Source organism: Cohaesibacter gelatinilyticus (genome assembly GCF_900215605.1).
In the GTDB taxonomy this organism is placed as follows: Bacteria; Pseudomonadota; Alphaproteobacteria; order Rhizobiales; family Cohaesibacteraceae; genus Cohaesibacter; species Cohaesibacter gelatinilyticus.
In genome coordinates this window covers 315,731-337,110 of record NZ_OBEL01000002.1, presented here as the reverse complement: position 1 = coordinate 337,110, position 21,380 = coordinate 315,731, and the positions used below count along the sequence as shown (strand labels likewise).

22 protein-coding genes are annotated in these 21,380 nt (G+C 51.9%); 15 read left to right on the top strand and 7 right to left on the bottom strand.

Annotated elements, in window-relative coordinates:
* Positions 1 to 23: 23 nt before the first annotated feature.
* The 7 genes from CRO57_RS11630 (at position 24) to CRO57_RS11600 (ending at position 6,112) form a co-directional block, all read left to right on the top strand.
* A complete protein-coding gene (locus CRO57_RS11630; protein ID WP_097153614.1) occupies positions 24 to 770 on the top strand; it encodes an IclR family transcriptional regulator in 747 nt (248 codons plus the stop codon).
* Positions 770 to 1,567 carry an IclR family transcriptional regulator gene (locus CRO57_RS11625; RefSeq protein WP_097153613.1) on the top strand — a complete coding sequence of 266 codons (798 nt, stop codon included), beginning with the start codon at positions 770 to 772 and terminating at the stop codon, positions 1,565 to 1,567. Before CRO57_RS11630 ends, CRO57_RS11625 begins: the two co-directional genes overlap by 1 nt.
* A gap of 67 nt (positions 1,568 to 1,634) precedes the next feature.
* The gene (locus CRO57_RS24995; protein ID WP_097153612.1) at positions 1,635 to 1,892 is read left to right on the top strand and encodes a hypothetical protein; all 258 of its coding nucleotides are present in this window, start codon (positions 1,635 to 1,637) and stop codon (positions 1,890 to 1,892) included.
* A 174-nt stretch (positions 1,893 to 2,066) separates the two neighbouring features.
* Positions 2,067 to 3,065, top strand: coding sequence for a TRAP transporter substrate-binding protein (locus CRO57_RS11615; RefSeq protein WP_097154050.1), 999 nt, complete (start codon positions 2,067 to 2,069; stop codon positions 3,063 to 3,065).
* 75 nt (positions 3,066 to 3,140) lie between these two features.
* Complete coding sequence (locus CRO57_RS11610; protein WP_097153611.1) at positions 3,141 to 3,626, top strand: TRAP transporter small permease; 486 nt, start codon at positions 3,141 to 3,143, stop codon at positions 3,624 to 3,626.
* Between the two features lie 10 nt (positions 3,627 to 3,636).
* A complete protein-coding gene (locus tag CRO57_RS11605; protein ID WP_097153610.1) occupies positions 3,637 to 4,920 on the top strand; it encodes a TRAP transporter large permease in 1,284 nt (427 codons plus the stop codon).
* A 46-nt stretch (positions 4,921 to 4,966) separates the two neighbouring features.
* The gene (locus tag CRO57_RS11600) at positions 4,967 to 6,112 is read left to right on the top strand and encodes an alpha-hydroxy acid oxidase (RefSeq protein ID WP_097153609.1); all 1,146 of its coding nucleotides are present in this window, start codon (positions 4,967 to 4,969) and stop codon (positions 6,110 to 6,112) included.
* Positions 6,113 to 6,349: 237 nt separating this feature from the next.
* Here the strand turns inward: CRO57_RS11600 and CRO57_RS11595 are convergent, their stop codons facing one another.
* Genes CRO57_RS11595 through CRO57_RS11580 form a run of 4 tightly spaced genes read right to left on the bottom strand, consistent with a single transcriptional unit; the run spans position 6,350 to position 9,607 of the window.
* Positions 6,350 to 6,976: a 2-dehydro-3-deoxy-6-phosphogalactonate aldolase gene (locus CRO57_RS11595; RefSeq protein ID WP_097153608.1), complete on the bottom strand. Its 627-nt coding sequence runs from the start codon at positions 6,974 to 6,976 to the stop codon at positions 6,350 to 6,352.
* The gene (locus CRO57_RS11590; protein ID WP_097153607.1) at positions 6,973 to 7,893 is read right to left on the bottom strand and encodes a 2-dehydro-3-deoxygalactonokinase; all 921 of its coding nucleotides are present in this window, start codon (positions 7,891 to 7,893) and stop codon (positions 6,973 to 6,975) included. Before CRO57_RS11590 ends, CRO57_RS11595 begins: the two co-directional genes overlap by 4 nt.
* Entirely contained in the window at positions 7,874 to 8,563 is a 690-nt protein-coding gene (locus CRO57_RS11585) for an RraA family protein (protein ID WP_097153606.1), read from the bottom strand. Before CRO57_RS11585 ends, CRO57_RS11590 begins: the two co-directional genes overlap by 20 nt.
* Positions 8,564 to 8,575: 12 nt before the next feature.
* Positions 8,576 to 9,607 (bottom strand): C-terminal binding protein, encoded by a 1,032-nt coding sequence (locus tag CRO57_RS11580; RefSeq protein WP_097154049.1) that lies wholly within the window; start codon positions 9,605 to 9,607, stop codon positions 8,576 to 8,578.
* A gap of 105 nt (positions 9,608 to 9,712) precedes the next feature.
* On the opposite strand from CRO57_RS11580, the gene CRO57_RS11575 reads away from it, so the two are divergent.
* On the top strand, positions 9,713 to 10,381 hold the full coding sequence (locus CRO57_RS11575) for a GntR family transcriptional regulator (RefSeq protein ID WP_097153605.1): 669 nt from the start codon (positions 9,713 to 9,715) through the stop codon (positions 10,379 to 10,381).
* A 49-nt stretch (positions 10,382 to 10,430) separates the two neighbouring features.
* Here CRO57_RS11575 and CRO57_RS11570 read toward each other — a convergent pair whose 3' ends face one another.
* On the bottom strand, positions 10,431 to 11,264 hold the full coding sequence (locus CRO57_RS11570; protein ID WP_097153604.1) for an alpha/beta fold hydrolase: 834 nt from the start codon (positions 11,262 to 11,264) through the stop codon (positions 10,431 to 10,433).
* 49 nt (positions 11,265 to 11,313) lie between these two features.
* Between CRO57_RS11570 and CRO57_RS11565 the strand changes: the two genes are divergently transcribed.
* Positions 11,314 to 11,658 (top strand): ArsR/SmtB family transcription factor, encoded by a 345-nt coding sequence (locus CRO57_RS11565; RefSeq protein ID WP_097153603.1) that lies wholly within the window; start codon positions 11,314 to 11,316, stop codon positions 11,656 to 11,658.
* A 131-nt stretch (positions 11,659 to 11,789) separates the two neighbouring features.
* On the opposite strand, the gene CRO57_RS11560 is transcribed toward CRO57_RS11565, so the two are convergent.
* Positions 11,790 to 12,224 carry a GFA family protein gene (locus CRO57_RS11560; RefSeq protein ID WP_097153602.1) on the bottom strand — a complete coding sequence of 145 codons (435 nt, stop codon included), beginning with the start codon at positions 12,222 to 12,224 and terminating at the stop codon, positions 11,790 to 11,792.
* 97 nt (positions 12,225 to 12,321) lie between these two features.
* On the opposite strand from CRO57_RS11560, the gene CRO57_RS11555 reads away from it, so the two are divergent.
* Positions 12,322 to 12,867, top strand: coding sequence for an NADPH-dependent FMN reductase (locus tag CRO57_RS11555; protein WP_097153601.1), 546 nt, complete (start codon positions 12,322 to 12,324; stop codon positions 12,865 to 12,867).
* 87 nt (positions 12,868 to 12,954) lie between these two features.
* Here the strand turns inward: CRO57_RS11555 and CRO57_RS11550 are convergent, their stop codons facing one another.
* A complete protein-coding gene (locus tag CRO57_RS11550) occupies positions 12,955 to 13,746 on the bottom strand; it encodes a DeoR/GlpR family DNA-binding transcription regulator (RefSeq protein WP_097153600.1) in 792 nt (263 codons plus the stop codon).
* Between the two features lie 217 nt (positions 13,747 to 13,963).
* On the opposite strand from CRO57_RS11550, the gene CRO57_RS11545 reads away from it, so the two are divergent.
* The 5 genes from CRO57_RS11545 (at position 13,964) to CRO57_RS11525 (ending at position 21,357) form a co-directional block, all read left to right on the top strand.
* Positions 13,964 to 14,905, top strand: coding sequence for an ABC transporter substrate-binding protein (locus tag CRO57_RS11545; protein WP_097153599.1), 942 nt, complete (start codon positions 13,964 to 13,966; stop codon positions 14,903 to 14,905).
* Positions 14,906 to 15,002: 97 nt separating this feature from the next.
* Complete coding sequence (locus tag CRO57_RS11540) at positions 15,003 to 16,025, top strand: quaternary amine ABC transporter ATP-binding protein (protein WP_097153598.1); 1,023 nt, start codon at positions 15,003 to 15,005, stop codon at positions 16,023 to 16,025.
* Positions 16,022 to 18,016 (top strand): ABC transporter permease, encoded by a 1,995-nt coding sequence (locus CRO57_RS11535; RefSeq protein ID WP_097153597.1) that lies wholly within the window; start codon positions 16,022 to 16,024, stop codon positions 18,014 to 18,016. The genes CRO57_RS11540 and CRO57_RS11535 overlap by 4 nt, the downstream gene beginning before the upstream one ends.
* A gap of 3 nt (positions 18,017 to 18,019) precedes the next feature.
* Complete coding sequence (locus CRO57_RS11530) at positions 18,020 to 18,901, top strand: choline/ethanolamine kinase family protein (RefSeq protein WP_097153596.1); 882 nt, start codon at positions 18,020 to 18,022, stop codon at positions 18,899 to 18,901.
* A gap of 8 nt (positions 18,902 to 18,909) precedes the next feature.
* Positions 18,910 to 21,357 carry a GcvT family protein gene (locus CRO57_RS11525; RefSeq protein WP_097153595.1) on the top strand — a complete coding sequence of 816 codons (2,448 nt, stop codon included), beginning with the start codon at positions 18,910 to 18,912 and terminating at the stop codon, positions 21,355 to 21,357.
* The last annotated feature ends 23 nt before the right edge of the window (positions 21,358 to 21,380 follow it).

The following is a 21,380-nucleotide window of genomic DNA, read 5'->3' as shown; positions in this document are numbered from 1 at the left end:
GGTAAGCAAGGAGATCGTCTCGAATGAGTTCAAACGCGTTAGCAAAAGCTCTGGATGTTCTTGAAGCCTTTCAAAACTCGTCCGGTGCCTTGACTGTAAAAGATGTCGCGGAGCTGAATGATGAAACTCAAAGCTCTGTCCAGCGAAGCATCTATACCCTTGAAACTCTGGGGTATCTGGAGCGCGAAGAAGCGGGGAAAAGATATGTTCCCGGGCGTGCTTGCCTGCGACCTGTCTATGGATATTTGCGCAATAACCGGTTTCTTGAAACCGCCACTCCATATCTTATTGATCTGTCTGAACGGTTTGCTACACGAGCTGACCTCACCGTTCTGGAGGGAACAGATATTGTTTATCTGTCCCGGATTCCCAGCCGTGATGAATTGTTAAATTTGTCCCCTCTCGGAAGACGCTGGCCAGCCATTCATACAGCCTCCGGGCGTGCGATTCTTGCTGCGATGAAGGATGATGAACGCGATGAAGTGCTGTCGGCATCGTCTTTCTCCAAGACCACGCCTCATTCTCTTACAACACTCGAAAGCATCGTGCGTGCAATTGAGGATATCAAAAAAAGTGGTTATTCCTATCAAAGTGAGGAGGTTCTTCTTGGCGCTGCCTCTGTTGGGGCTGCAATTGTTGGAACCAATGGAGAAGTACAAGGGGCAATCATTCTGGGGGGAGCGGTAGAAGCATTTCAGGACATTGACCAGCGGCATATTCTCGGTAACGCCGTGAAGCAGGCCGCCCGGGCTATCGGAGCATATATATAATGGCGGTAGAGCAGACGACGGCCTTTGATCCGAGGACGAATTCCAGAGAAGATCCCAGGTTTCTGTCTTCGGTCGAGCGTGGATTGTCTGTGCTTGAAGCACTTTCGGACAGTTCCGGGCCGATGTCCCTCACGGAAATTGCCCGTATTACCGGACTTGCTGTTCCGACATTGCAACGGTTGACTGCAACGCTGGTACAAGCCGGATATTTGGAAAAAGAGGCGGACTCGAAACGGTACTGCCCGACGGTCAAGACCGTTGATTTACTTTTCAGTTATTTGTCACGGAATCAATTTGCTAAACGTGCATGGCCACATCTTGTGAAGTTGCGTGAAGATCTTGGGCTTGATGTTTCGCTAGCAGTTCCATCGGGAACTTCGATGATCTATGTGCATCGGCTTCCCGGATATGCGGGCAATTTTGAAAATACGTTACCTGGAAAAAAGATTCCAATACATCTATCTGCGAGTGGTAGATGTGTCCTGTCATTGGAGAATGTGGGAAAAGTCGAAGGTTTTCTGAATTCAGCGGTTTTGGAACCTCTCACCCCATGGTCAATTGTGGATCCTGAGACAATATTGTCGGAGATTGCCAAGTGTAGAGAAATTGGATACGCGGTCGTTAAACAGGAGGATGCCTCTGGAACGATCTCACTCGCTTGCCCGGTGACAAAGACTTTCAAGGCGGTAGCAGGTATCTCGGTTCATGCACCTGTTGCTGGTTTGGATATATTGGATTTCGTTTCGAAGGTCCTGCCGTCTGTCGTTGCGGTTTCGAATGCGTTGAGTGAAACGTGATCTGGTCGACCCTCGGCAAATCAATTTGGCAGCTACGAGGGGCGAGGCATTCTGAAATTCGCTATACATGCGCCCCACAGACCTCAATATTCCTGTTTCAGATCAGGTCTTACAATCGTCCGGCGGGCAGGATTTGTTTCAGTATGGCGGCGATGATGGCTTCGGGGCGATCTTCCTGAACCAGATGACCGGGGACCAGGCCCATTGCTATGCAAAGATCATGGGTCAGAATATTGGGCCGCCGCAAATTTCATTCCCTGAACTAGGCCGTCATAACCGTGTTTTGTGCGACAAGGACAACATCCTGTTCGTCGTGCATCTTTGATTGTTCATAGCCCGCAAGATCAAAATAATAGACATGTCAGTGATCGGTATTGGCGCGATGAGAGCCAGCATCGAGCGATTTGTAATTTTCGATAACAGAAATTGGGTGTTGCAACATATATTGAGATCTGATATCTCAGATGTCAGGATAAATTTTGGTTCAAGGGAGGAAACCATGTTTAACAAATTTTCTATTGCGCTAGGGGCGCTTCTATCGGCAAGTGTCGCATTCGCTGCATCGGCTGAAACGGTGATTAAAGTCGGTCATGGTGCGGCCGAGTCATTTCACATGCATCGTGCCCTTTTGAAATTTGAAGAGCTTGTCGAAGCCGGATCAAACGGTGAGATCGATGTTCAGATCTTCCCGTCATCTCAAATGGGACCTGATCGCGAAATGATCGAAGGTGTTCAAACCGACGTTCTTGAAATGGCGATCCCGCCTTCATCTTTCTTTGCAGGCTGGGATCCCGCTTTTGCAGTGATCGAGCTTCCTTACATGTATGCATCCAAGGATATCGCTTTTGATGTGCTGGATGGTGCAGCAGGTGATGGCATGCTTGCCCGGGTTGAGAAACAAGGTCTGGTTGGACTTGGCTGGCTTGAACTGGGTGTGCGTAATGTCACCAATAATGTTCGTCCAATCGCCTCACCAGCTGATCTTGAAGGCGTAAAGTTGCGTACGATGAAGGTGCCTGCGCATGTAGCGACGTTTGAGACGCTGGGTGCCAATCCGACCCCGATGAATTTTGGTGAGGTTTATTCCGCCCTTCAGCAGGGTGTGATTGATGGTCAGGAAAATCCTCTTGCTATCATCACGTCACAGCGTTTCTACGAGGTTCAGAAGTATCTTTCGACAACAGGTCATGTGTTTGCAGTCTATATGCCGGTCATTTCGAAATCGTTCTTTGATGGGTTGTCAGCTGATCATCAGAAGTTGATCCGTGAATCGATGGCTGCTGCGCGTGCGCATCAGGCTGAATTGGTGGCCTCTGAAGATGCTGCACAATTGAAGCAAATTCGCGCAGCAGGTGTTGAAGTTCTCGAGCTGACAGCAGAGCAGCGTCAGGCCTTTGCAGAGCAAACGGAAAGTGTCCGCTTGAAGTATCGCGAAAAAGTCGGTGCAGAAAACTATGATGCCTGGGTTGCTGCGGTAAGTGCGGCTAGCGGAAACTGATCATCGTTTGGTTTTGCTAAGGACGGGTGCCCTGCGCTGATTGCCTGGGCACCCGTCAATCATTGGGAGGGGAAAATGTCGGCTTTGAGATGGTTGGATCAGAATGCAGAGAAGACCTTGGCGAGTATGCTATTGATGGCGATTGTGTTGCTGATATCCGGCAATGTCTTCATGCGCTATGTAATGAACGCTTCCCTGTCCTGGAGTGAAGAACTCACGCTTTGGCTGTTTGTCTGGTTTGTATGGATTGGCGTCAGCTATGCGTTTCATACCGGCGATCATGTGCGCATTACGGTGTTGCGCGATGCCCTGAGCGAGCGAGCCTGTCTTATCGTCGAATGCATCGTTGCTTTGCTGGTTCTTGGGTTCCTGCTGATACTGGCTGTCGAGTGTATCAAGCTGATCAGCATGCCTTTCGTGGCCAGCCAGACGTCTGTCGTTCTGGGTCTGCCTATCCCGATCCTCTATGCCTCGGCTCCGGTTGGGGCGGGTCTGTCCGTGATCCGCGTTGTTCAACATTTGATACGCACCTTGCGATTGATCGCACGGGCCAAAGCGTGAGGGTACACACATGGTAGCTACAATCCTGTTTCTTACACTCTTTGTGTTTTTGCTCTTCAGCGTGCCGGTTGGCATTTGCCTTGGTCTTGCAACGATGATCGTGATGGTCTTTGTCGACGGTTCGCCCCCCATTGTGTTGCTGGCCCGTTCGGTGGTGACGGGAGCTGACTCATTTCCACTGATTGCCGTGCCTTTGTTCATTCTGGCTGGTGATCTGATGCAGCATGGAGGCATGTCTCGTCGGATCGTCGGGTTTGCCAATGCGCTCATTGGCCACATTCGAGGCGGACTTGCTTATGTGAATGTATTGGCCTGTGTGTTCTTTGCCGCAATTTCCGGCTCATCTCCGGCGACGGTTGCTGCCATCGGATCGAACATGATCCCGGAGATGGAAAAAGTCGGCTATACAAGACGGTTCAGTGGCGCTTTGACCGCATCTTCGGGAATGATCGGCGTGATGATCCCGCCAAGTATCCCATTCATCATCTATGGTGTTACCGCCGAGGTTTCGATTGGCAAATTGTTCCTGGCAGGCATCATACCAGGTATTCTTTTTGCGCTCATGTTCATGTTTGTTGCGCGCGTTCTGTTGCGCAATGATGTAACTGTTCAGGAATCTGCCACGACATTTTCTGGCTCTGGAGTTTGGCAAAGCTTTCGAACCTCGATTTGGGCTCTTCTTGTTCCAGGTATCATCTTGGGCGGAATTTATAGTGGCGTCTTCACGCCAACGGAGGCGGGCGCTGTTGCTGTTGTCTATGCAGCTGTTATTGGAATATTTGTCTATCGCGACATTAGTGTGAAGGATCTGCCGGAGATCTTTGCTGGCAGTGCCAGGACAAGCGGAACCATTCTGGTGCTGGTGATCATGGCAACTGCCTTTGGCAGATTGATTACGCTAGCGCGCATTCCGACGGAATTGGCAGCGACGATCACGGGCCTTTCGGACAATCCGATCATGATCTTGCTGCTGATCAACCTTTTGCTGCTTGTCATCGGCATGTTCATGGAAACGATTTCATCAATCATCATCATGACGCCCATCCTGTTGCCCGTAACGACGGCATTGGGTGTGGATCCAATTGTTTTCGGTGTGATCCTGACGGTGAATTTGGCGATCGGTTTCTGTACGCCGCCGTTGGGTGTGAACCTGTTTGTGGCGAGCACCATCTCAAAGGTCTCAATCGAGCATCTCAGTCGTGCTGTTCTGCCGTTTTTCGTCGGCATGATCGTCCTGTTGATGTTGATCACCTATGTACCAGCCATTTCACTTGCACTGCCGTCACTTTGGTAGCGCGCAAATACTGCAAAAATGTAGGTGCATTCGAGGTAATAGAATAATGGATCTGGATCTGTCACATCCGTCGATTGAAGACCTGCGGCAGGCGGCCCGAAAACGAATTCCCAAATTCGCATTCGAGTACCTGGATAGTGCAACCGGCAGGGAGCTGGGGCTGAAGGTGAACCGCGATGCGCTGGATGCTGTCGGGTTCATGCCCAGCGTGCTATGTGGTCGCACCAAGGCGGAATTGCAAACAAGTCTGCTTGGTCAGACTTACGATCTGCCTTTTGGGATTGCTCCTGTCGGCATGTCCGGCTTGATGAGAGCCGGTGCAGAACGCCTGCTGGCGCAGGCTTCGGTAGCTCATAATATCCCATTTTCGCTTTCCAGCGTGGCCGTTGCGTCACCAGAAGATGTTTCTGCTCATATCGGACAGAATGGCTGGTTTCAGCACTATCCGGTCAATTCTGCAGAATTGCGCCGAAAAATGCTGCCACGGATCAGGGAAGCTGGATTTCACACCCTCATCATCACGGTGGATGTTCCCGAGGAGAGCAGGCGTGAACGTCAAAGGCGTGCAAATCTGACGGTGCCACCCAAGGCCGATCTGCGTACACTGATTGAAATGGCCATGCATCCCGCCTGGTGTTTCTCTCATTTATGTGAGGGTATCGTTCCTCGTATGCGCTTTTTTGACGATTATGTGCCTCATCGGGGAAGGGAGAGCTTCACGCATGCAGGTGCTCTCATACGGGGGATTCCGGATTGGCAATATTTGCAGGAACTCCGTGAGGAATGGGATGGGCATCTTGTCGTCAAGGGTGTTTTGCGGCCCGAAGATGCCACACGTATGGTGGCAATGGGCGTTGACTGTATCTGGGTGTCAAACCATTCCGGTCGACAATTTGAGGCCGGACCAGCGGTGATTGACCAATTGCCAAAAATCCGGGAGGCGGTTGGGTCAGATATGCCTCTTATCTACGATTCCGGTGTGGCATGGGGGCTTGATATCATGCGCGCCTTGGCCAAAGGTGCGGATTTCGTCATGATTGGCAGGGCTTTTCAATATGCTGTTGCAGCCTTTGGCGCAAAGGGCATAGATCATCTTGTGCATATTTTGAAAGCTGACATGATTGCCAATATGAGCCAATTGGGTGTCGAAAAGCTGGATCAATTGCCGCAATATCTATTGGACCATGACTGATTTGAGGGCATGAAAGTGGTGAGGTAGGATATCCTCATCATGTGTCGGCATATTGCGGTGTGATACGAAGCCAAATTCATGTATGGGATGTATTATTGGCTGGGCTTGGTCGATCATATTCAGGCGCTATGCTTTGGCCCCGAGATGCACAGGCAGCAATGGCAGGCCTGTTTTGTCATTGCGAGCATCTGAAACTCGCCCTGGTCCAGCATATGCTTTGGGTGACCAGGGCCTGTTTCATGTCAGATTGTCCAATGCATCAACAAATGCCTTGGCGCGCTCGTTGATTTCTTCAAGAGAATATCCGGGTTTGTATAGTGCAGATCCCAACCCGAAGCCGTTTGTACCTGCGGCATGATAGGGGGCCATCGTCTGAGGGGTGATTCCTCCAACAGCTGCGATGATGGCTTTTCTTGGCAGGACGGCGCGCATCGCGGCAATGGCGCCGGGCGGTACCATTTCAGCCGGGAAGAATTTCAGAACCGCAGCGCCGAGATCCAATGCAGCAAATGCTTCGGACGGGGTCATGACACCGGGGCACCAATATAATCCGCGTGCGACAGCAGCGCGTCCGACATCGGGGTTCATGTTGGGTGACACGATGATCCGTCCGCCTGCATCGGCGACGGCATTTACCTGATCTACCGTCAAAACGGTGCCTGCCCCAATGATGGCCTTTTCCCCATGGCGTTCTGCGATCAAGGCGATCGAACTTATTGGATCAGGAGAGTTCAGTGGTACTTCCATGATGCGAAAGCCCGCCTCGATGAGAGTGTCAGAAACCGACGGCGTATTTTTCAGCTCCAGTCCTCGCAGAATTGCGATCATCGGGTTTTGGGAGAAGGCTGTAGCAAGATCAATCATCCTATCAACCCCGCTGCACAGGCAATCTTGAAATGTCCCTTGGCAACGATATCATCCGGTGCACGCCGGCTTTCAATATTTGCGGTTTGGAGAGCGATTTCGTAGCGATCCGACAGATCAGAGCGTCCCACAAGGGTGATGGTGCCGATGGTACTGGCATTGTCGGTTGCAGCTGCCACTTCCGTACCGATCAACAGACCTGACATGTAATCGGCCGCTGCGGTTTTGGGAATTTTGCCCATCAGCGGAAGCGTGCGCACATGGAACAAATTGTGCAGGAGATCTGCTTTGTCTTCCATGGCTACCGTTACGCCAGCTTTGAATGCTTCTGAATTGAATTCATCGTCTTCCATCAAAGTTCCCAATATCGTGTGTTCCTTGAGGGCGGCGAATATTTCGCCGGTCATATATGTGGAGAAGTCCATGATCTGGCCGTTTGAAACCTGCACCCATTTGCTGTGTGTGCCTGGCATCACAAATGTGCCATCGCTCAACGCAAGCGCAGAAGCACCGATAATCTGCGTTTCCTCGCCCCGCATGACGTCCGGTCTTCCTGCATGTTCAATTGAGGCTCCTGTTACAAAATGGATACGGGTGCCGCTTGCAATGTCATGAGGTACCAGAGCGCTTGCAAGACCACCGGCGTCTAGCGGCATTCGGGCATAAGTTGTTTCAATCCAACCATTCCGACTGGTGATCATGCCAGAGGCAAGGACAGGAAGGTCAGTTTGGGCAAGCCAGTGGCCAATGAGACGATCGAGGACCGTCTCATAGTTTTTGCCGGGTACTTGCATGATGCCTTGGGGAGAGGAGATCCCATCAAGGATCTGACCATCTTTGCTGATCAGAAATGCCCGTAAAGAACTTGTCCCCCAATCTACACCAATCAGTGCCGGCTCAGATGCGTCCGAATTCATTCAGCAGGTCCTCGACGGTTTTTCCCTTGGCTACCCATTTGCGGGTTTCTTCTTCGCGTTCGGCCTGCTCCTGTGCAAGGCGTACGGTTTCCTCGGCCAATTCCTGCGGAATTACGACGACACCCATCAAATCGGCTACAATGAAATCTCCGGGATTCACGACCACGCCACCACAGGCGATGGGTACGTTGATCGACAATTCTTCTTTGCGTCCGGAAAACATCGTGTGTGTGCCACGCGGCGTGATGGCACGTGTCCAGATTGGCCAGTTGATGTCTTCCAGCTCATCCGTATCGCGCCCTGAGCCATCGACGATCATCCCGCGAATGCCGCGATTTTGCGCCAATCCACCCATGAGCCCGCCACAAACAGAGGTATTGAGGTCGCCACCCGCATCAACAACGATCACATCACCGGGTTGACCCATTTCCAGGGCTTTCAGAGGATCGACCAGATCTCCCTTGGAAAGCTGGACGGTTACAGCCTGACCTGTAACCTTGGCGCGGAAGGCAGGCTTGATGCTACTGTCCATCACACCGGTGCGATATTGTACATCGGCAAAAATGGCCGCCGCTGAATAAGCCTCCAGAACCTTGTCGAATTTCTTGAGCAAGTCCGGGTTTCGTTCAAAGTCATTGAAGACCCTGAGATCACTGCTGACGTCTGGCATGGTTTTCTCCTGTTATGCGGGTGTTGCAGCCAATGCCTGGGCATTGACGGTGTAGTCTGGCTTTTGTCCTGTAAGCACCTTGGCCACCTGTGTTGCCGCGATGGTGCGGGCGGCAAGTATCGACTCTTCTGAATAATAGGCGGCATGTGGTGTCACGAGGACGTTGGGCAGCGTGAAGAGCGGATTGTCATCTGGTGTCCAACTGGCCCGCTTTGCTGGCTCCTCTTCGGGGTCATCAAGGCCCGCAGCGGCCAAATGACCCTCGCTGAGTGCCCGGAACAACGCCTTGTTGTCCACGGTGGGCCCACGCCCTGTATTCACAAGGATTGCTCCGGGTTTCATGGCTGCGAACTCGGAATCTGAGAGGAAGTGATGCGTGTCGGGAGTCATCGGGGCCTGCATCAGGATGTAGTCGGACCGGGCAAGCAGATCAGCTTTGCCCACCAGTTCCACACCAAGCTTTGCGGCGACCTCAGCGGGCAGGAAGGGATCATACGCGATGACCGTAACCCCGAAGGCTTGGGCCCTTGCCATGATAGCCTGGCCGATTTTTCCCAATGAGACGACGCCCATTGTGCGTCCACGCAAGCGATAAACCGGTTGACCGCTTTGCCATTGCCATATCCCTGCATGGGTGGCGCGGTCGTAATCTGGCAATTTGCGGGCAAGTGTCAGCCAAAGAGCAATGGCATGATCTGCGACTTCCTCGGTGCAATAGTTTTGCACATTGGTTACCAGGATGCCTCGTTCGGTGGCTGTGTCTACATCGACAATGTCGACGCCAACGCCATAGCGTGCGATCACCTCACAATGTTTCATTCGTGTGATCGTTTTGCGCCCAATTCTGGCATATTGATTTATCATCGCGGCACAACACGGCGCGATGTCAAACAGATCTTCCTCTTGTTTCGCCTGCAATGCGATGACCTTGGCACCAGCCGCTTCAAGGATTTCGGTCTCGACACTTATATCGTCAAAATCAAAATCGGTAATCACGACAAGCGGTCTGTCGCTACGCGGTTTGAAACTGGCAGTTCTTGACATTGCGGCGGCCTCCTTTGTTTGTTCTCTGATATCTGATATTCCAGCTTGCATATTGTGGTATATCAGATATCTTGAAGTGTGCAACTTATTTCGAGGAGACCGTGTATGGCGTTGGAAAGACCTAAATCACTTCGAGAGCTCGCTTTGGAGTATCTACGCGGGCGAATCGTTGATGGCACATTTCAGATGGGTCAGGTCTTGTCGGAACGAAAGATCTCTGAAGAGCTTGGTGTTTCAAAGTCCCCAGTGAGGGAGGCGTTGGCACAATTGCGTGATGAAGGACTGGTACATATCGAACCTCAGAAAGGCGCGCGCGTTTTTACTCTGTCAGAGGATGAAGTGATACAGATCTGTGATTTCCGACAGGCTATTGAATCTGCGTCTTTTGAGCTCGCATTGCAGCGTGATCCCAAGGGCTTGGCTGCGGAGATGGACAGGGTTGTTCAGAAGATGGTGGCCAGAAAAAATGAGGATGATGAGGATGCCTATATCGCACTTGATAATGATTTCCATCAGGTCATTTTCGAGCATGCCGGAAATGATTATCTGACTGCGAGCTACACGCGTTATGTCGGGAAAATTGCCGCGTTGCGCAAACTCCTGTCACAACTTCCAAAGCATACGGATCTCTCATTTGATGAACATAAGGCGATTGCAGAGGCTGTGCGCAAAGGAAATCTGGTGGAGATCAAGGCTTTGCTTGCCGAGCATATTGATCGAACCCGGACAGCTTATACTCAAGCCACAAATTTCCTGAAAATGTCGGTCGAATGAGGCAGTATCTGCTTTGAACCACGACATTCTGACACCAATTCGACTTTGCTCATGAGCGTGTGAGCTGATCGGGCAGGATTTGTTCCAGTATGGCGGCGATGATGGCTTCGGGGCGATCTTCCTGAACCAGATGACCGGCATCGGGAATGGGAATGCAGTCCTTGTCCGAGAGATACATTGCCAATTGTCGCCCCGTCCTGGCAGGGATCCATTCATCCTTTTCACCCCAAAGGACTGTGACTGGACAATCCATGCGGCTATACAGGCTCTGGATCTCGTCGGTATATTTTTGGTCCATCTGTGCAATCTGGCGATAGAATGCTGGCTGGCCGATCTGTCCGGTCCAAGGGGCGCAATAAATCTCCAATGCTTCTTCGGAGAGTGGGTTGTGCGCTGCTGTCTGCAAATAGGCACGAAGTATGGCCTGGTGCATATAGTTCGGCATTCCTGAAAAAGCGGCTTCATGCTGGCGCACGTGTTGCACCAGAGGTGAACCCCAGGGGGCCAGGGCCACGGCGTCGAAAATGGTCAATGAGCCATAGCGCAGACCATTCAGATAATATGCGCGCAATGCTGTTGCACCACCAAAATCATGGGCCAGAATATCAGGCTGTTCCAGATCCCATTCTCTGAAAAGGGCTGTCAGCACCTTGTTCTGGACGGCAAGGGAGACATCCTGTCCGTCGCGCATTTCGGATTGGCCATAGCCCACAAGATCGAAATAATAGACACTTCTGTGATCAATCAGGTGGGGGATGATCCTGCGCCAGACCTGTGAGGAGAATGGCGTGCCATGGATGGCAACCAATGCAGGTCCTTGGCCGGATTTTCCCCAGCGGACAGAGTTGCCTTCAATGATGGAGGTGTTTGGAAGATCCAGCATGGTCATTTCTCATATTTACATTTAGGTAAATGACTATATGATATAAAGCATGATCAAATCAATCCAGATTAAAGCCCTTGCTGGCGAGACCCGTTTGAAAATCTTGCGGTTGCTGGCCGAACCCGAGATACATTTTGGCAATCAATGGTCTGCTGATCCGGTGGAGCTTGGTGTTTGCATGACATTGATTGCTGATGCTTTGGATGTGGCACAGCCAACCGCGAGCAGACATTTGGATATTCTGAAACAGGCGGGTTTCATAAGTGTGCGAAAGCATATGAAATGGTCTTATTGCAAAAGGGATGATGCTGCGATCCGGGATTTTCTGAACCAATTGGGTGAGGAAATCCTGTTGAAAAATCAAGCCGAGCTTTGTCCTTCGAAAGAAGGGTGACATTGTCGTCGTCCAAAGGATAGAGCGATTGTTCCTGCTCACCACGTCGTAAGAGTTTGAAAAGGAACCATATTGAAGGCACTCTTTACTTCTTGTGAGCAGAAAAATTTGCCCTGTCAAATTCAGCTCATTTATGAGTTTATGTCCTGATTTTCCGGTTTCCAGTCTGGTTGGGTTTTGAAGGAGACGACATCTTCGGGCAACTCATCCCAGTGGGGTTTGTCGCGTTCAAAGATGACCACTTCGATTTTCAGATCACTGGCATCATCCATGGATCCCAATGTCAATGTAAGATGGTCAGGCGTCTGGGAATTGGTTCCATATATGGGGCTGCCACAGGTTGCGCAAAAGGCCTTCGTAACCTCTGATCCCTTTGCGGATCTGTATTTGAACGTGTTCACACTTCCCCTCAAGGTGACTGAAGTGAAGGGGAACATGGCGCCAATGGTGTGCCCTGTGCCGCTCAGACGGCGGCATTCATCACAATGGCACTGCGCGACCACAAGAGGTGAACCCTCGGCTTCATATGTGATTGCACCGCAAAGGCATTTTCCTGAAAATTTCATGATGAATTCCGAGTTGACGATCTTGAAAATGCCGACCGCTTCACTCGCCGTTCGACACGATTGTTGTCAGACTATACGAATCATCCTAGCAAAAGACATGAAAATTCTCGCGATCTCCGGCAGCAGTCGAGCTGCATCGACCAACACCGCCATGCTGAATGCTGTCTCGAAAATCGCCTGTCCTGATCATCAGGTCAGGGTTTTTTCTGCTTTGGCCGATCTTCCCGTTTTTTCTCCTGATGCCGAAACCAAGCCATTGTCAGCGTCCGTTCTGTCTTTTGTGACCATGATCCGCGAACATGACGGATTGATCATTGCCAGTCCCGAATATGTAAGAGCCATTCCCGGCGGGTTGAAAAATGCAATCGATTGGCTTGTGTCCCGTGATGAGATTGTCGGAAAGCCTATTGCACTTATGCATGCCTCTCATCGGGGCGATGACATGCTGGCCCAGCTTCGTCTTGTGCTTTCGACCGTCAGCGAGAATTTTTGTGAAGATGATTTTCTTCGGTTTGCGCTGATGAAGCTGTCACCGGAAGAGATTTCGGCGATTTTGGCAGAGCCTTCAAACCGGTCATCAATCAGAGACTATCTGACAAGTTTTGCTTCGCGTGTGTCTCATACGAACGAGGGAAAACGATAATTCATAGGGTGCTTTTCACTCGTTGGTATTAGGCTCAGGCCCCATCAATTATCCCCGCGGAATTTGCTTGATGAATGGGTTCTCAACCTAGGATTGGGGCTGGTTTTCGTTGGCAACAATCAAATCGATTTCGTTTTCTTCGAGCATTTTTTGGATATTGCGTGGTGGCTGACGGTCGGTAACAAACAAATCGATCCTGCTGATATCCTGCAGGGCAACCGGTGCGCGTTTTCCCAGCTTTTCACCATCTGCAACAATGACCCGGACCTGGGCGTTTTCAATGGCGATATTGGCAAGATTGGCTTCCTGCAGGTCATGAAGCATGAAGCCGGTGTCAGCATTGATTGCACCGACCGACAAGATTGCGAATCTGACATTGAGGCGTCGGATGAGATCCTGGGCTTCCACACCAAATGCCCCGCCATCATGGGGACGCAATTCGCCACCAGCCATGAAAACCTTGTTGTTGTTGCGTGTCGATAACGTGCTTGCCACAAAGACGGAATTGGTCACCACAAACAGATCGCTATGGTTTTTCAGGGCCATCGCCACATAGGCCGTGGTGGTGCCGATATCGAGGAAAATGGAATCGCCATCGCTGATATTCTCGACTGCAGCCTTGGCAAGCTTTTCCTTGCTATTGACCATTTTGTCCAGTCGACTTTCGAAGGTCGGTTCGAGAATTTCCTCAACCAGATGAACGCCCCCATGAACCTTGCGCACGATGTTGCGTTCTTCAAGCGTTCTGAGATTTCGGCGTATCGTTTCGAAGGTCACACCGAGTTCGTTTGCCAGAAAGCGGACCCGGCAAGAGCCACCTGCACGATAAAGCGCTCGCAGGATTTCTTCTTCTCGCTGGTTTGTTGTCTTGGCTGACATGATCGACACTCAGTTTGTAAGTCGCGAATGTGCGGCATCTGTAACAGGAAATCCACATTTAGCAACATCTTCTGACGATTTCCGCTTCGTATATTCCTTTATTATAAGCTTTTTTGTGGCTTTTTGTGGTTAAACTTGACAAATTTTCTGAATATGGGATCTTTTGTCATAAATAAAAATAATTAGCTAAAAATACCACATCAAAGGGGAGAGAGAAATGCGAGCATTGAAATCGAGCGTGATGGCTCTTGCGATGATGACTTCCATATCGGCTGCGGGCGCTGTGGAATCATCCGATCCAATCAAGCTGACACTGCATGATTGGTCCGGTCAGTTGATCAACACCAAGATCATGGGATCCATCCTGAAAGAGGCTGGCTATAATGTCGAATATGTTCAGGCTGACTATATTGCGCAATTTGCCGGACTGAAAAATGGCGATCTGCATCTGGCGATGGAGATCTGGGAGACCACTGGTCGGGAAGCTATGGATGAAGCCACGGCCACTGGCAAGGTTGTCACCATCGGTGAGACCGGTCTGATGGCTATCGAAGAATGGTGGTATCCTTCCTATATGAAAGAACGCTGCCCGGGTTTGCCGAACTGGGAAGCCTTGAAGGAATGTGCCGAAGAATTTGCGACCACCGAAACAGCACCGCTTGGTCGCTATGTCGGCGCACCGGTTACCTGGGGTGGCTTTGATGATGAGCGGGTAGAAGCTTTGGAACTCGATTTCGAAGTCGTTCATGCTGGTACCGATGCGGCTTTGTTTGCGGAGTTGGAATCGGCTTATCAGCGCAAGGCCCCGATTATCCTGTGGGTCTATGTCCCTCATTGGGCACCAACCAAATATGAGGGTGAATTTGTTGAATTCCCTCCTTATTCGCCGGAATGCTATTCGGATCCGTCAGTCGGTGTGAACCCGAACATGGCCTATGATTGCGGCAAACCGCGTGGTCCAATCTGGAAGGCTGCATGGTCCGGGTTGAAGGAAAAATGGCCAGGTGCCTACAAGATCATCGATGCTTACCGTGTTTCCAATGACGAGATGAGCGCAATGGTCGGGCAGGCGGATCTGGAAAAAGTTGATATCGACAAGGTTGTCTCCGGTTGGATGGATGCCAACAAGGATCGCTGGTCCGGTTGGATCAAGAAATAAGAAGATATACCCGGGACCGACAGGTTCCGGGACCTCTTTTCACCCGATCCATTAGCCGATCCCCGCTCGTCTGGGCGTGGAAAGCGGAGCCCATTTGATGACATCCCGGATTAAGCTGTCCTGCCGGAACCTGTGGAAGCTATATGGCGCGGAGCCGGAAGCATTTCTGAAAAAAACTGAAGACCCAAGTGGTGATGATATCCATGCGGCGGGCCTGGTCGGTGCCGTGCGTAATGCACATATCGACATTGCCGAAGGTGAGATTTTTGTCATCATGGGCTTGTCTGGTTCGGGCAAGTCGACCCTTGTGCGCTGTCTGTCCAGATTGATCGAACCGACCGGAGGCGAGGTGATTTTCGATGGCGTCGATTTGCTGCGTGCCAGTGAAGAGGAACTGATCGATATACGCCGCCACAAGATGGGAATGGTATTTCAGCATTTTGCTCTTCTTCCTCATTTGAGTGTTTTGCAAAATGTCATGTTCCCGCTCACCATACAGGCGGTGTCCAAACCGGATGCCGAAGTCAAGGCGCGTGAGGTCATCGAACTGGTTGGCCTGAAGGGACGTGAGGACAATTATCCGCGCGAGCTTTCTGGTGGTCAGCAGCAACGTGTGGGCATTGCACGTTCGCTTGTGACCGAGCCGGATCTTTGGTTTCTGGACGAGCCTTTTTCAGCTCTGGATCCGCTGATCCGTCGCGAAATGCAGGACGAGTTTCTCAGCCTTCAGGCGCGATTGCACAAGACAATCGTCTTCATTACGCATGACTTCGAGGAGGCCGTACGTCTGGCGGACCGGATTGCCATCATGAAAGATGGTGAGGTCATTCAGGTGGCAACACCGGAGGATCTGGTCCTTAATCCTGCGACCGACTATGTGTCCGAATTCACAAAACACATCCCGCGCTCCAAAGTATTGACCGTTGGTCAGCTGATGAACCCGGATATGGTTGGTGAGGGAGAACCCTTGCCAAGGGCTGCAAGGATTTCTGAGGTCGCAGAGCGTGTCATCGCGGCTGAAAAACCGGTTCCCGTCATGGACGAGGCCAGCACTATCATAGGGGCCATAGACCGTATGGCCATCGCCCATATATTGTTTGGCGGGGATGTTCCGGCATGAACTGGCGTATGGAAATGCGGTCCCTGATCACGCCCGGATTTATCGTGTTGACGGTGATCCTGGGGACTTATGGACGGGATCTGGCCAAGTGGCTGGATGCCCGCTGGCTCATCAAGGTGCCTTCGGCATGGATCATCAAGTTCAACACCTATATTTCCGCAGGGATGAAATGGCTTGTTGAAGATGCAGCAATCGGACCTCTTTCCTTTACAGATCTGACCCGGGCGTTGGCCTGGTTGATCGAACAACCCTATGATTTTGTTCTGGCCTTGCTTGCTACTGGCTTTACTGTTGGGCAGGGGGCTGATGTACAGACAATCCTGCCTGCCATAAGCTGGATTGTGGTCACCACCGCGGTGATTGCGCTGGGTCATTATTGCAGGGATTGGGGTCTGGCGGCGCTGGTCGGAACCTGTTTTTTGTATCTGGCCATATTCGGGCAATGGGATAGCGCCATGGTCACGCTGGCCTCGGTTGTGATTGCTGTTCCAATCGGTGCTGTCGGCGGTTTGCTGACCGGTATCTGGGCCTATCGCCATCCCGTGGGTGAGCGGATCTTGTCGCCGATCCTTGATTTGATGCAGACGATCCCGATTTTTGCCTATCTGGTGCCGATCCTGTTCATGTTCGGCTTTGGGCCGGTTTCGGCTCTTGTGGCAACCATCATCTATGCCACGCCGCCGATGGTGCGTGTTACCATTCTGGCACTGAAGGCGGTGGACCCGGAAATCGTGGATTTCGGACGCATAACCGGTGCTACCCAGCGTCAATTGATGTGGCGCATCCTGGTGCCATCGGCCTCCCCTACGCTGATGGTCGGGGTCAATCAGGTTATCATGCTGACGCTCAATATGGTGATCATCGCATCGATGATCGGAGCGGGTGGACTTGGATTTGATGTTCTGGCGGCGTTGCGTCGGCTGGATATCGGTGCTGGCTTCGAAGCCGGTATTGCCATTGTGGTTCTTGCCATTGCAATAGACCGGCTAAGCCATGCCATGCAAAAGCGCGTCGGACAGATTCACAAGGCCGCCACAGGCTCGTGGTTTTCCCGCCACAAGCGCACTATTCTGGTTGTCGGTCTTCTTCTGGTGACCTGGCTTTTGGGGCAATTCGCGCCTTTCTTGCTGAAATACCCAGACGGACAGATATTGACCACAGGAACATTCTGGAACGACACGATCAAATATCTGAACGTGAATTTCTTTGACCTGTTCGAAGCCTTGAAAGTGTTCTTTCTGCATTGGTTCATGTTGCCGATCAAACGCGTCATGCTTGGTATTCCATGGCCTGTTGCCATTGCGTTGCTGACGTTCCTTGGCTGGCGTGCTGGCGGCTGGCGACTGGCGCTTTTATGTGGTGGTCTATCCGCGCTGATCGCCCTGAGTGGCCTTTGGACAAAGGCCATGGTGACGGTCTATCTGTGTGGCGCATCGGTGATATTGGCAACGCTGATTGGTGTGCCGCTGGGTATTCTGGCTGCACTGAACAAGCGTGCGGGTGTGGTGATTGATCTTTTCATCGATACGCTTCAGACCCTTCCCAGCTTTGTTTATCTGATCCCTGTGGTGATGCTTTTCCGCGTCGGGGACTTTGCGGCCATGATAGCCATTGTTCTTTATGCCTTGGCGCCAGCTGTGCGCTATGCCGCCCACGGTGTTCGTGGTGTGGGGCAGGAATTGATCGAAGCTGGTCAGGTCTGCGGTTGCACCAAAGCGCAATTGCTTCGCCACATACGTCTTCCCATGGCATTGCCGGAGATCTTGCTGGGCCTGAACCAGACCATCATGCTGGCACTGTCCATGCTGGTAATTACTGCGCTCGTGGGAACCAGGGATCTGGGGCAGGAAGTTTATATCGCTCTGACAAAAGCGGATATCGGCCGTGGACTGGTGGCGGGGCTTGCAATTGCTTTCATCGCTATCATTGCGGACCGTCTGGTAAAGGCCGGAGCCAGAGGTGCGCGTGAGCGTTTTGGATTGGAGAGATGACACATGACTGAAGCAGAGTTGCACTCCCAAATTGGCGCTTTGTCCTTGTGGAATGGGCAGATCAGCATCGAACCGCTGACAGGTGGAATTACCAATGAGAATTATCTGGTTCAAGACGATGTCAGCAAATATGTCGTTCGAGTTGGGGATGACATTCCGCTGCATCAGGTCATGCGTTTCAACGAGCTGGCGGCCTCTCGTGCTGCCCATTGCGCAGGATTGTCTCCTGCGGTGCTTCATGCTTCGGGCAATCTGACCGTTCTGGAATATGTCGAAAGCCGTACACTTCGTCCCGAAGATGTTCGTGCTGCGGATATGTTGCCGCGTGTGCTTGAACTGGTGAAACGGTGCCATACAGAGGTGCCGAAATATCTGAAAGGGCCTGCGCTGGTTTTCTGGGTTTTTCATGTGATCCGGGACTATGCATCAACCTTGCAAGAGCGGAATTCCGTGCATGTCCCATTGCTCGGGCAACTTCTGGACGCGGCGAACATGCTGGAGGCGGCGGCTGGTCCTTTCGATATTGTCTTTGGTCATAATGATCTGCTGAGTGGCAATATCCTGGATGACGGCAAGCGCTTATGGCTGATCGATTTCGACTATGCCGGGTTCAACAGTCCCTTGTTCGATCTTGGCGGATTGGCTTCGAATAACGGGCTTGCTCCTGATCAGGAAGAATGGCTTCTGGAAAGCTATTTCGAAGGACCGGTGGGTGATGAACTGCGCCATCGTTATTCGGCCATGAAATGCGCTTCACTTCTGCGCGAGACGATGTGGAGCATGGTTTCGGAAATAACGTCCCGGATCGATTTTGACTATGCGGCCTATACCGAGGAAAACCTGTCCGGTTTTCGAGCCGCTCTTGATGAATTTCGAATGAGTTGAGGATTGAAATGACTAAACTTCCTTCTACCGCAAAGGCTGTAATCATCGGCGGTGGCATCATTGGCTGCTCGACTGCCTACCATCTGGCCAAGCTCGGCTGGACCGATACCGTCTTGCTGGAACGCAAGAAGCTGACATCGGGCACCACCTTCCATGCGGCGGGTCTTGTCGGTCAATTGCGCTCCAACGCCAATATCACCCAGTTGCTGGGATATTCGGTCGATCTTTACAACAAGATCGAGGAGGAAACCGGACTTGGTACCGGGTGGAAAATGAATGGCGGTCTGCGTTTGGCCTGCAACGAGGAACGCTGGACCGAGGTCAAGAGACAGGCGACGACCGCGCACAGTTTCGGCTTGCCGATGGAACTTCTGACACCGCAGGAGGCGCAGGAATTGTGGCCATTGATGGATATTTCCGATGTGGTCGGAGCGGCTTTTCTACCGACTGATGGCCAGGCGAACCCGTCGGATATTACCCAGGCGCTGGCAAAGGGCGCGCGTATGGCCGGGGCCAGGATTTTCGAGGATACCAAGGTCACGGATATCGAAATCGAGAATGGCAAAATTCGTGCTGTCATTACTGAAGATGGTCGCATCGAGTGCGAGAAAGTCATTTGCTGTGCCGGGCAATGGACCCGGACTTTTGCCCAGCGTTTTGGTGTGAATGTCCCTCTGGTGCCAATGGAACATCAGTTCATGGTGACGGAACCTATTGAAGGTGTCACCTCGACCCTACCGACACTGCGTGATCCTGATCGTTTGACCTATTACAAGGAAGAAGTCGGTGGTCTTGTCATGGGTGGGTACGAGCCCAATCCCATTCCGTGGGCGGTCGATGGCATACCCCGGGGTTTCCACTATTCCTTGCTGGACAGCAATTTCGATCATTTCGAACAGCTGATGGAATTGTCGCTGGGTCGCGTTCCGGCGCTGGAGACTGCAGGTATCAAGATGTTGACCAATGGGCCGGAGAGCTTCACACCCGATGGCAACTTCATTGTTGGGGAAGCGCCGGAATTGCGTAACTTCTTTGTTGGTGCAGGCTTTAATGCCTTTGGTATTGCAGCCGGTGGTGGGGCAGGCATGGCGCTTGCCGAATGGGTGCATAAGGGTGAACCACCTTTCGATCTCTGGTCGGCGGATATACGCCGCTTTGGTCGCCCGCATTTCGATACTGACTGGATACGCACCAGAACAGTAGAAGCCTATGGCAAGCATTATACCATGGCCTGGCCATATGAGGAGAATAATTCCGGAAGACCCTGTCGCAAATCGCCGCTTTACGACATTCTTGCCTCGCAAGGGGCCTGTTTTGGCGAAAAGCTCGGATGGGAACGCCCGAACTGGTTTGCGGACACCGCCAGAGGAGAGAGCCCCAAGGACGATTATAGCTTTGGCCGGCAAAACTGGTTTGAGGCTGTGGGACGTGAGCATAAGGCCGCCCGTGAAGCAGCCGTTCTGTTTGATCAGACATCCTTTGCCAAATTTGCGATGAAGGGTCCGGATGCAACGTCAGCATTAAGCTGGATCTGTGCCAATGACATCGACAAGCCGGTTGGATCACTGATTTATACGCAGATGCTGAACGATCATGGTGGCATTGAATGTGATCTGACCGTTGCACGTGTCGCTCTGGATGAATTCTATATTGTCACCGGTACAGGCTTTGCTACCCATGATTTTGACTGGATCAGCCGGAATATCCCAAAAGGCATGAATTGTCAGCTGTTCGACATCACCTCATCAAACGCTGTTCTATCTTTGATGGGCCCCAATGCCCGGATGATTTTGGAACAGGTCACGCGGGATGATGTGTCCAATGATGGGTTCAAGTTTGGCACTATCCGTACCATTGGCATTGCCGGTTGCCCGGTTCAGGCGCTTCGTGTCACCTATGTGGGAGAGCTGGGCTGGGAACTGCATCTTCCGGTCGAATATGCGCAGACGGTCTATCAGGCGCTCATGCGTGCGGGGGAGGAGCATGGACTGGTGAATGCCGGTTATCGCGCCATCGAATCCTTGCGACTGGAAAAAGGCTATCGTGCCTGGGGCTCTGATATCGGACCTGATCATACGCCGTTCGAGGCAGGTCTGGGCTGGGCGGTCAAGCTGCGCAAGGCCATTGATTTCAAGGGCCGGGCTGCAGCCGAGAAGCAAAAGGCTGAAGGTGTCAAAAAGATGCTGGCATGCTTTACCGTTGATCCTTCGGTCATTTTGCTTGGGCGGGAAACAATCTACCGCAATGGTGAGCGGGTTGGATGGCTGACCTCCGGCGGGTTCGGATATACCGTCGACAAGTCCATTGGCTATGGCTATGTGCGCCATCCGGATGGGGTGGATGCGGATTTTGTGACGTCGGGAGAGTTCGAGCTTGAGGTTGCAACCGAGCGCGTGCCCTGTGCGGTTACTCTTCACCCGCTCTATGATCCAAAGATGGAACGCGTCAAGTCTTAGTACCAAATCTAAAAGTCTCTAAT